General features: G+C 72.9%; 6 protein-coding genes. 2 read left to right on the top strand and 4 right to left on the bottom strand.

Features of this window, described 5'->3' with window-relative positions; genetic code table 11:
• Nucleotides 1–144: 144 nt before the first annotated feature.
• Nucleotides 145–702, bottom strand: a complete 558-nt coding sequence (locus ACZ6C1_RS09605; protein ID WP_469239450.1) for an LmbU family transcriptional regulator — start codon at nucleotides 700–702, stop codon at nucleotides 145–147.
• Between the two features lie 684 nt (nucleotides 703–1,386).
• Between ACZ6C1_RS09605 and ACZ6C1_RS09600 the strand changes: the two genes are divergently transcribed.
• Both ACZ6C1_RS09600 and ACZ6C1_RS09595 read left to right on the top strand, forming a co-directional pair.
• Nucleotides 1,387–3,105 carry an AfsR/SARP family transcriptional regulator gene (locus tag ACZ6C1_RS09600; protein ID WP_469239448.1) on the top strand — a complete coding sequence of 573 codons (1,719 nt, stop codon included), beginning with the start codon at nucleotides 1,387–1,389 and terminating at the stop codon, nucleotides 3,103–3,105.
• Nucleotides 3,106–3,182: 77 nt separating this feature from the next.
• The gene (locus tag ACZ6C1_RS09595; RefSeq protein ID WP_469239446.1) at nucleotides 3,183–3,920 is read left to right on the top strand and encodes a tyrosine-protein phosphatase; all 738 of its coding nucleotides are present in this window, start codon (nucleotides 3,183–3,185) and stop codon (nucleotides 3,918–3,920) included.
• 18 nt (nucleotides 3,921–3,938) lie between these two features.
• On the opposite strand, the gene ACZ6C1_RS09590 is transcribed toward ACZ6C1_RS09595, so the two are convergent.
• From ACZ6C1_RS09590 to ACZ6C1_RS09580, 3 genes are all read right to left on the bottom strand, one after another.
• On the bottom strand, nucleotides 3,939–5,189 hold the full coding sequence (locus ACZ6C1_RS09590; RefSeq protein ID WP_469239444.1) for a heparan-alpha-glucosaminide N-acetyltransferase domain-containing protein: 1,251 nt from the start codon (nucleotides 5,187–5,189) through the stop codon (nucleotides 3,939–3,941).
• A gap of 70 nt (nucleotides 5,190–5,259) precedes the next feature.
• On the bottom strand, nucleotides 5,260–6,354 hold the full coding sequence (locus ACZ6C1_RS09585) for a mandelate racemase/muconate lactonizing enzyme family protein (RefSeq protein WP_469239442.1): 1,095 nt from the start codon (nucleotides 6,352–6,354) through the stop codon (nucleotides 5,260–5,262).
• A gap of 93 nt (nucleotides 6,355–6,447) precedes the next feature.
• A complete protein-coding gene (locus ACZ6C1_RS09580) occupies nucleotides 6,448–7,713 on the bottom strand; it encodes a hypothetical protein (RefSeq protein WP_469239440.1) in 1,266 nt (421 codons plus the stop codon).
• Nucleotides 7,714–7,753: the final 40 nt, after the last annotated feature.

The following is a 7,753-nucleotide window of genomic DNA, read 5'->3' as shown; positions in this document are numbered from 1 at the left end:
GTTGTTTCCACACGGAATCTAGGGAAGGGGCGCGGAAGCAATGGGGGGAGTGCGGGGGCGTCTTCCTTGGTCGAGGGGAGGGGAAAGGGGGGGGGGGGGGCCCCCCCCGCCCCCCCCCCCCCCCCGGCCCTCCCCCCGCGCGGCCTACTGCCCCCGCGCGTGGGCGGCCGCGGCGTCGAGCCGGGCCATCGCCCACGACTGCAGGTCCTGCTCCGCCGCCGAGGCCGCCTGGCTCCACCGCTGCCACCGGTCCTGCGGCAGGTTGAGCTGGATCTGCATGCGGGACTCGACGGCGGCGGCCCCTTCCTCGCCCTGCCGGGCTGCTCGCACCCGGCTGCGGAGGAAGCTCTTGGACCAGTTGAGCCGTTCGGCACGGTCCAGCCAGAACTCCTGCTCGTCCTCCGGCAGGCCCGCCAGCTCGGCGTGGTGCTGGAAGCTCAGCGTGGGGCGGCGGCGACGCGGTACGTAGCGCCGGGCCACCCAGGCGTAATTGCGCAGGGTCTGGTAGTCGAGAAGTGTTTCCTCCACCGCGTGGCGATAGCGGTCCGGGTAGGCGGAACGGCCGTAGATGAGCCAGTCGCCCAGCCACCACGCGGACGATTCCGCGGCGCCGGAGATCTTGTTGCCGATTTCCTGCCACTCATCGAGCGGAATGGCAGGCGGAAGGTGCAGGGCCGTGCTTCTGGCGACGGACGCCTCCATGGCGCGCGCCGTGGTTTTCCGTGAAGTGACGTGAGTGGGGGTGACATGAGTGGGGGTGACCTGCGTGTTCTGCCGCAAATTCGCCATGTCGTAAGCCTTACGTATTGAGTTGCATTCACCTGCTCTGGCGGGGAGAACCCCTCGGTTGGTGCGGGCACTCGCCGGGAGTGTCCACTGCGCCAACTCCTCAGCCGTACCGATGATTCCCGGCCAAGCGCGTGCGGTCCATCAGAATTTCCGCGCCTGTCCCGCCGGCGAGACAGGCGGTTGCTCGCCGGGCCGTCCGGGGGAGGAACCGCTGGTGGGCCCGGGACCGCACCTCCCGGCCGCCTCCCGTGGCACGCCCCGCGAACCGGTGGCGAGCGGCCTTGGGCCGCCAGTGGTCCACGCGCGTCACAGCGTTCCGCCCGTACCCATGGAGGGCGCCCCGCCGAGACCTCTGCCGGAGTCCTTCCTTCCGCCTGTCGGCGGGCACACATCCACGCACGCGTGAGTTGTCCACCCGTTGAACACCGCGCTCGGCACAGTGAATTCGAGCCACTCGACACCGATGGTGTTCGTGCTAACTTCCACCGTGATTCGAGTGGTGGAGAGGTGCACATCGAAACGGGGGCGTTTGTGGAATTCCGAGTTCTGGGCCGAGTAGAGGTGCGTCGCGAGGGAAAGCGGATCCTGCTTCCCGGCGTGAAACAGCACACTGTTCTCGCGGCCCTTCTGCTCGCCCGCGGCCGGGTGGTCTCGGACGACTGCCTGAGCCGCTTGTTGTGGGGATGGAATCCGCCCGCGACAATGAACGCCCAGCTTTATTCCCATGTGTCGAGACTGCGCCGCCTGCTGGGCGACGATGTCTCCATCACGCGCATGGCGCCGGGCTACGCCCTCGACATCGGCTCCTGCTCCTTCGACCTCGCCGTCTACGAACGGCTCAGCGCCGCCGGACACGAGGCCCTGCTCGCCGGTGACATCGACACGGCCGGTTCAGTGCTGCACGAGGCGCTGTCGCTGTGGCGCGGCCCGGTGCTCACCAACGTCACCGAGCAACTGGCCGATGCGGAGGCCCCGTCGCTGAGGGAGGCCCGCCTGACGACGCTGGAGGAGCGGGTGGCCGCCGACCTGGCGCGCGGCATGCACCACCGGCTGGTCGCCGAACTCTCCGACCTCGTACGGGAGCACCCGCTGCGCGAGCGGCTGAGGGGACAGCTCATGACGGCGCTCGTCGGCGCGGGGCGCAAGGGCGAGGCGCTGCACGTCTACCACGAGGGGCGGCGCCTGCTCGTGGAGGAGCTGGGGGTGGAACCGGGCGAGGAGCTGAACGCCGTCTACCACGCGGTGCTCGACGACACCGTACCGGCCGCGGCCGCCGCGCCCAGCAGGGTGGTACCGCTGATGCTGCCCCCCGACATCGCGGACTTCACCGGCAGGGAGCCGGAACTCATGAGCCTGGCGGACGAGCTGACCTTGGCCGCAACCGAGACCGAAGGTGCCTGGCGCCCCCGGCGTGCCGTGCTCCTGGGCATGCCGGGGGTGGGCAAGACGGCGCTCGCCGTCCGTGTCGCGCACGCCACCCGCGAGCACTTCCCGGACGGCCAGCTGTACGTGCGGCTGCGCGCCGACGACGGCAGCGCCCGGTCACCGGAGGAACTCCTCATGGTGCTGCTGAGGGCACTCGGGCACGGTGCGCGGGAGCTGGCGGGGCTCGGACCCGCAGCGCTGATCAGCCGGTACAGCACGGCGCTCGCCGGCCGTCGGGTCCTGGTCGTCCTGGATGACGCGGTCAGCGACACACAGGTGGCGCCGCTGCTGCCGAACACCCCGCAGTCCGCCGTCCTGGTGACCGCCCGGGCCCCGCTGCCCTCGGTGGAGGGGGCGCGCATCACCGTGGTGGAACCGCTGGACGAGTCGGCGGCGCTCGGCCTGCTGGCCGCGACCGCCGGAAGGGCCCGCATCGCGGCGTCCGAGCAGGGCGCGCGGGCCGTGCTCGCCCACTGTGCCGGCCTTCCGCTGGCCATCCGGGTCGTCGGAACCCGGCTCGCCTGCCGACCCTACTGGGAACCGGAGTTGCTCGCCGAACGACTCGCGGACGACGACCGGCGTCTCGACGAACTGCGCTTCGGCGCCCTGAACGTCCAGCGACGGCTGCTGTCCGCCCAGCGGGGCCTCTCACGCGAAGAGGCCGTGGCGCTGGAACGGCTGGCCACCCTCGACAGTGCCGAGTTCGACACCGACACCGCCGCCTCGGCGCTCGTCGTCCCCTGGGCCGAGGCCGAGCGGCTGCTGGACGCCCTGGTCGACGCCGGGATGCTGCAGATCCGCAGGTCCGGCGGCCGGTGGGCCGCCTGCTACGGTTTCCATCCCCTGGTTCGCCTGTCCGTCAGGTCCGCCACCTGCGCGCAGGCGGCGTGACCCACCCCGCCCTCGGCGGGCCCCCGTTCACTCTTCTCCGGCATATCCGACTCGGCACGGCAGGAAAGGGACTCCGCGTGACGCGGCACATCGCCTTCGAACGGCTGCACAACTTCCGCGACCTCGGCGGCTACCGCACCGCCGACGGACGCGCCGTCGCCTGGCGCAGGCTGTACCGGGCCGACTCGCTCGGCAAACTGCGCGGTGCGGACTGGGACCGGTTCCTGGAGCTGGGCATCCGTACGGTCATCGACCTGCGTTACCCGTGGGAGATCGACGCGAAGGGCAAGGTGCCCGAGGCCGAGCGGTTCCGCTACGCGAACTGCAGCATCGAGCACCGGCCGTACGACCAGGCCGAGATCCACCCCGCCCTCGACCCGTGGCGGTACCTGGCCGACCGGTTCGCCGAGGTGACCGAGGACGGCCACGCGGAGATCCGGCAGGCCATCGAGCTCATCGCCGAGGACGAGGGGCCGGTGGTGTTCCACTGCACCTCCGGCAAGGACCGCACCGGCCTGATCGCCGCACTCGTCCTGACGCTGCTGGACGTCTCCGAGGACCAGATCCTCGCGGACTTCGCGCTCACCGAACTCGCCACCGAGCGCCTCACGGCCGACTGGCACGCGGCCAACCCGGGCCGGATCCTGAAATGGCCCGGTTACGGCCGCGCTCCCGCCGACATCATGGAACTGGTCCTCGCCGACCTGACCGCCCGGTACGGATCGGTGCAGGGCTACCTCAAGGACCGGGTCGGCATCACGGACGAGGTGACCGCCGGGCTGCGCGACCGCCTGCTGACCGGCACCACAGCCTGACGCACACCGGCCGGACGCTCACCGCGTCCCGCGGCCGGACGGCTTCGGCATCAGCGCGTGCAGCGCCCACTCCAGCGGCCCCCGCCTCAGCGGCGTCCGGCGGAAGACGAACGCCCAGACGGCGCAGGCCACCAGCGAGACCCCGCAGAAGGCGCCCAGCGCCGGCCAGCCGTGGTGGGGGTGGAGCTCGGCGCGCGCGACGACATGGACCGCGTACACCGACAGGCCCATCGTGCCGACGACGGCGAGCGGGCGCAGCAGCGTCGACACGACCCCGCTGCGGCAGGCCGCGACGGCCAGACCGATGAGCAGCAGGCCCGCACCGATGTTGGCGACGGTCTCGAACGGCGTCTGGCTGTAGGGCCCGTCGACCAGCAGCCAGGCCCACGAGGTGCTGGGAATGGCGCCCGCCTGCCTGGCGAGCACCGCCTGCACCGGATCGGGAGCGTCCACCGCGTACGCGTGGCTCTGGGCGATCGCCCGCAGCAGCGCCTCGCGCCCGCCCCCCGGCCCCAGCGCCAGCGCGGACAGGCCGTGCCCCGCGAGGGTGATCAGCGCCCCCCAGCCGATGAGACGGCGACCGGCACCCGGCCGGCGCAGGTCGACGAGGCGCCCCACGGCCATGCCGACGACGACGTACGGGAAGTACGTCAGCCACGGGTACGCGCCCGACAACAGCAGCGTGTCCAACGCGTCGGTGAACCCGGGCCAGCTGGTCACCGCCTCGAACCCGGGGTAGCGCCCGCGGCCGACGACGCGGTAGCCGAAGTACGGGCCGAGGACGTACGACAGGACCGGGCCGAGGACCACCGACACCGCGGCCACCGCGGTCAGGGCCCGGGTGCCCAGCCGGGCGAGCGGCTCCGCGGCGAGGAAGTACAGCGCGAAGAACGTGAGGATCACGGCGATCCCCGACCGCAGCTCGGTCAGCGCCAGCCCGAGCGCCGCGAGTACCGCGCAGCGCACGAGCGTGCCACGCCACGCGCCGGCCGGCTTGGGCCCGGGCCGGGTGCCGCCACGGGAGAGCGTCAGGGAGAGCCCGGCGATCAGGGTGAAGACGGCGGGAGCGCGTCCGTCGAACGCCACCAGCAGATGGCCCGCCCCCTCGGGCTTCGCGGGCGGGCCGATGTGCGCGGCGAACATGGCGAACACGGCGACGGCACGGGCCACGTCGACGCTGATCAGCCGCTCCCTCGGAGCCCGGCTCGTACCGGCGACGGCCGCCGCGCTCGTGGTCGATACCGTGTCGGCCGTCGATATGTGCGTCACCGTACTGATCCGCCCCCGCGCTCTTCGTCCCCTTGTCGGTTCATTTGTATACGCATGGGCGGGGGCGCCCTCAGCCGGGGGTGCCCTCCAGACCGTGCCCCAGCCCCGGGGCGAGCGGCAGCTCCACCTGTCCCGTCCCCGGCGTCGCCGCGAACGCCGCCGGCGCCAGCGGCTCCTCCTCCACCAGCAACGGGCCCACCAGGTCCGGCGGAACCGTGGCATGCGGCAGCGCCGCCGACAGATGCGCGGCCGCCAGCGTTGCCACCCCCAGTTCCGGCATCGTGCCGACCTTCACCGCGAGCCCCGCCGTCTGGGCCAGCGCGGCGATCTGACGCGCCCGGTACAGCCCGCCCACCTTCAGGATCTTGATGTTCAGTACGTCGGCGGCACCCCGCCGCACCACCTCCAGCGCGTCGTGCGCCGACTGCACCGACTCGTCCGCCATGACCCGGACCCCGCCGCGCGCCCGCAGCGCCGCCAGCCCCTCCAGGTCCCAGCGGGGCAGCGGCTGCTCCACCAGGTCCAGCCCGGCGTCCGCCAGCCGGTCCACCGCCCGGACCGCGTCACCCGGGGCGTACCCCTCGTTGGCGTCCAGCGACAGTTCCACCGGCTCAGGCACCGCCTTGCGCACGGCGGCCACCAGCTCCACGTCGAGTGCCGGATCCTCCCCGCCCTTGAGTTTGATGTGCCGGAACCCGGCCGCCGCGTACCGGGCCGCCTCCTCCGCCATCTCGTCGAGGGTGCCCAGCCCCACCACCCACGTCGTGGGCACCGGCCCGGCCACCCGCCCGCCGCCCAGCAGCAGGTGCGCCGGCCACCCGGCGTCGCGCGCCGCGAGGTCGTGCAGCGCCAGGTCCAGCGCCGCCTTGGCCAGGTGCTGGCCCCGGATGGCGGCGTCCATCGCGGCATGGGCGCCCGCCAGATCGCGCGGATCCCGCCCGACGAGCGCCGGCGCGACATGCTCGGTCACCGCCGCGCACAGCCCCGCGAGGGTCTCCCCGGTGTACGCGGTCATCGGCGACGCCTCGCCGAAACCCGACGCCCCGTCGGTCGTCCGCACCTCGACGACGAGGCTGACGAGCTCGGGACTGGTGCCGCTGCTGATGGCGAACGGCCGGCGGTAGCGGGCACGGACGACACGGGTGTGGAACGAGGCGATTCTCAACGGCGAGCTCCTTGGTCTCCGCCGTACGGCGCTCCCACCGCGGCGGCTGCGAAGTCGGGGTTTCGGCCCGGGCCGCAATCCGTGGACCCAGACCTAAAGCAGAACCCGGTAGACGATCGGGGGGCGGCCGGTCTGCCCTTCCTGACGACTGCCGGTCGGAACGGCGACGCCCGCCCGCTCCAGACGCTTGAGGATGCGGCGGGCCGTGCGCTGCTGTACGGACAGGTGCTCGGCGACCCGGTGGGCGGTGACTCCCGCGTCCCCGTCCGCCGCGGCCAGCTCCCGCAGCCGGTCCAGGGTCTGCGGGTGCAGTCCGACCCGGCGGGCCAGCAGCGCGGGGCTCTCCGGCGACGGGGCCGGCGACCCGGCGGGCCCGGCGTCGGCGGGGCCGGTCACCGTGGCGGAGTCCGGCGCGACGACGATGTCGACGTCGTCCACCATCGACACCACCGCGGCCGCCACCCCCACCGAACGCGCCCGGTTGACGGCCCGTCGGGCCAGCGCCTCCGCCTCCGCCGCCGTACGTCCCAGACCGAAGCCCACGTGCGCCGAGCCGTGCCGGGAGGCGAGGGCGTCGAGGAACGGTATGCGGGTGAACTGCTCCGTCGCCGTCTCCAGCACCCCGCGTGTCGTCACCAGCAGCCGTCGCCCGTCCGGCAACTCGGCCAGACTGCCACCGAGCACGCGTATGTCCTCCGGCAGTCGCGCGTCCACGCTCCCGCCGGGCAGCTCGACGATGCCGAGGGCCACCTGCGCGTCCCCGCTGTGCCGCACGGCCGTGGCGAGGACCAGCGCCTCCAGGGTCGCCAGTATCGAGTGCCGGGACGGGGCGAGACGCACCGCGTGCGTGTGCTGCTCCAGTGCGTGGAACGCCGAGCCGAGACAGGTGATGGCCACCCGGGTCTTCTTGGTGTCCCGCGCGTCCAGGTGGAAGTCGACGATGTCCTCGGAGGTCAGCCCGGGCCGGTACGGCAGCACCCGCACCCGGTCCGTGGGCAGCTTCGCCTCCGCCATCGTCTCCAGGACTTCCTCCCGGCGCAGCGTGTCGATCGACACCCGCGACACGTCGTGCCCGAGCCGCAGCAGCTCGACCAGCGCCCGCAGCAGCGTGGCGCCGTTGTACGGCACGTACATCGCCGGCCGGTCCAGCGCGCCCGCCGCGTCGGCCAGCGCGTGCGGCACGACGCCCGTGAACAGCAGCGCGTCCGCCCGTGACCGCGCACCCGCCACGACCTCGGTGGTCTCGTCCTCATGACGGTACGGCAGTGGCAGCAGCCGGGCGGACCCCGCGCGGCCACCGACCGCGACCACTTTCTGGACGAGGTCCTCGGGACCTATCACGCCGACCGTGAGCGGCATGGTCCGGTCTCCGTTCTGCCGGGTGGACTCGCGGGTGCGA

The organism is Streptomyces sp. NPDC041796 (assembly GCF_055590785.1).
This window is presented reverse-complemented; position numbering and strand designations above follow the sequence as displayed.